This is a genomic window from Achromobacter sp., assembly GCF_057314935.1.
In genome coordinates, this window is the sequence record NZ_DBHKZA010000184.1 from 1 (window position 1) to 2,636 (window position 2,636).

At 67.7% G+C, this 2,636-nt stretch carries 3 protein-coding genes; all 3 read right to left on the reverse strand.

Going from position 1 to position 2,636, the window contains the following annotated elements:
* Nucleotides 1-409: MFS transporter (locus tag ACO6D5_RS29900; RefSeq protein WP_485827412.1), on the reverse strand; the 409-nt coding region annotated here is incomplete at its 3' end.
* Between the two features lie 33 nt (nucleotides 410-442).
* Nucleotides 443-1,348 (reverse strand): amidohydrolase family protein, encoded by a 906-nt coding sequence (locus ACO6D5_RS29905; RefSeq protein ID WP_485827413.1) that lies wholly within the window; start codon nucleotides 1,346-1,348, stop codon nucleotides 443-445.
* 39 nt (nucleotides 1,349-1,387) lie between these two features.
* On the reverse strand, nucleotides 1,388-2,365 hold the full coding sequence (locus ACO6D5_RS29910) for a Bug family tripartite tricarboxylate transporter substrate binding protein (RefSeq protein WP_485827414.1): 978 nt from the start codon (nucleotides 2,363-2,365) through the stop codon (nucleotides 1,388-1,390).
* Between the last annotated feature and the right edge of the window lie 271 nt (nucleotides 2,366-2,636).

The window sequence follows — 2,636 nt, forward strand, 5'->3', positions numbered from 1 at the left end:
TGCCGCGATGCTCGGCCCGGACGATTTCGCCCATCAGCACCGAGCCCACGGCCCATTCGCCACCGAACCCCAGGCCCTGCAACGCCCGCAGCACGAACAGCTGTTCGAAGTTCTGCGCGAAGCCGATGGCCACTGTGCAAGCCGAGAACCACAGGATCGTGTATTGCAGCACGCGCACGCGGCCATACCGGTCGGCCAGGATGCCCGCGAGCCATCCGCCGATGGCGGAAAACAGCAGCGTGACCGTGCCGAGCATGCCGGCCTGGCCCTTGTCGATGCCCCACAGGGTCATCAGGGTGGCGATCACGAAGGTGAACACCATGAAGTCCAGGGCATCGATGGCCCATCCCCCGAACGCGGCGATGAAGGTGCGCCGTTCCGTCTTGTTCAGCTCTCTATACCATTGCATGGTTTGCCTCTTGGAGGGTTCCGGTCCGGGGGATTACCGCGCCGGCGCAAAGCCGTACAGGCGTTCAGGATTGTCGACCAGAATGCCGCGGCGCACGGCGGCGTCCGGCGCCCACAGCGCCAGCTGGTTGCGCAGCCGCCCCGTGTTGACCATGCGCGTCTGGTGCACGTGCGGCCAGTCGCTGCCCCACAGCATGCGGTCAGGTGCCGTCTCGATCAGCGTTTGCGCCCAGGGCACCACGTCGCTGAAATCGTCGAAGCGGTCGCTGATGCGGTAGGCGCCGGACAGCTTGACCCACCAGCCGTGGTCCCGGACCAGATGCTGCAAGGCCTGGAAACCCGGGCTGTCCACGCCCTCGGCCACCGGCATGTGGCCCATGTGGTCCACCACGCCCGGCACGGGCAGCTTGCGCATGCGCGGCAAGAGCTCGGGCAACTGGCGGGCATCCATCAGGAACTGCATGTGCCAGCCCAGGCCGGCGATGCGATGCGCCAAGGTCTCCATCGCGTCAAAGCCGATGCCGCCACCGAACAGCACGTTGATGCGCAAGCCGCGCACGCCGGCGGCGTGCATATCCGCCAGCTCGCTGTCCGTCACGGTGGGCGCCACCACACCGATGCCGCGCAACTGATCGGGATGGCGGCGCAGCACCTCCAGCATGTAGCGGTTGTCGGTGCCGTACACGCTGATCTGCACCAGCACGCCGCGCGACATGCCGGTCTGCTTGAGCATGCCCAGATAAGCGGACTCGGGGGCAGGCGGCGGCGTGTAGGTGCGTTCGGGCACCAGCGGGTAGGCCGCGGCATCCGTGGCCACCACGTGCGCGTGCGTGTCGCACGCACCGGACGGCACCTCGAAGGCTGCCGCGTCCATCTCTGGCAACGGCGCCAGGCACAGGGGCGGTTCTTGCACGGAAGGATCGGAAAGGGTCGGACGCATGCGGGGGGTCTCCCAGAAAGGAATCGAACCGAGAAGGGCTCAATTTACCGTGATGCCGGCATCCTTGATCAACGCGGCGAAATTCGGCACGTCGCGGGCGATCAGCGTCTGGAAGGCGGCCGCCCCCTGCTCTTTCTCGGCCGGCGCCTGGGCCGCCAGCTTGTCCAGCGACTCGCGCACGCCAGGGCTCTTCAGCGCCGCAGCCAAGGCCTGTTCCAGGCGCGCGATCACTGCGGGCGGCGTGCCGGCAGGCGCTGCGATGCCGTTCCATACGCTCATGTTGAAGTCCGGCACGCCCGCCTCGGCAAACGTCGGCACATCCGGAATCTGCGGCAGGCGGGAGGCCGAGGCCACCGCCAGGGCCGTGACGCGTTTGCCCTCGTGGATGGGGATCATCGTGACGGTCTGGTCGATCACGGCATCCACCGTGCCCGCCATCAGGTCGGCGATGGCCGGGCCCGCGCCGCGGTACGGGATCTGCATTCCTTGCGTCTGGGTCACGTGCATGAAGTAGGCGGCGGCGATATGGCTGGTGGACCCGGACCCCGCGTTGCCGAAATTCACGTCGGCGCCGTGCTTCTTCAAACGCGCGACGAAGTCCGGCAGCGTGGTGATGCCGCTCTTCTTGCTGACGGACAACACCATCGGCACGGTCGCCACCAACCCGATGGCGCTCATGTCGCGACGTGGGTCGAACTTGCTCTTGGGGTACAGCGACGGGGCGATGGCGAGCGACCCCATGTTGCCGAAGGTGATGGTGTAGCCGTCGGGCGCGGCGCGGACCACGCGCTGGTTGCCGATCATGGTGCCGCCACCGCCCAGGTTCTCCACCACGACGGTCTGGCCCAGGTTTTCGCCCATGGCCTGCGCCACGATGCGGGCCAGGCCGTCGGTGGATCCGCCCGCGGCGTACGGCACCACCATGGAGATGGCGCGTGTGGGGTAGCCCTGCGCGGCGGCGTTGGCGCCAAGCGCGATCAGGCCGGAGCCCAGGGCCGCCAGGAAAATCTTCTTCATGTCTTGCTCCTCGCTGTTTGTGCCGGCAGCAGCCGGCCCTCCGCCTTGTCCTGGCGGATGCTTGTGTTGCAGGTTGAAAAAGCGGCGCGGCCATAGCCGCGCCGGATTGAAGCGGCCTAACGCGACTTGCCGGCCAGTTCCACGCCGGCCAACTGCTCGGACAGGCGCGCAACGGCGGTATGGTCCTGCCCCTTGCCCAGGGTCTTCCCGGCAGAGGCCCACAACTCTCGGCACAGCGACGCGAATGGCGTGGGCGTGCCGGTATCGGTGG

Excerpts from the sequence above, each read along its gene's own strand:
- ACO6D5_RS29905 (WP_485827413.1), bottom strand. The coding sequence starts at position 1,348 with ATGCGTCCGACCCTTTCCGATCCTTCCGTGCAAGAACCGCCCCTGTGC.
- ACO6D5_RS29910 (WP_485827414.1), bottom strand. The coding sequence starts at position 2,365 with ATGAAGAAGATTTTCCTGGCGGCCCTGGGCTCCGGCCTGATCGCGCTT.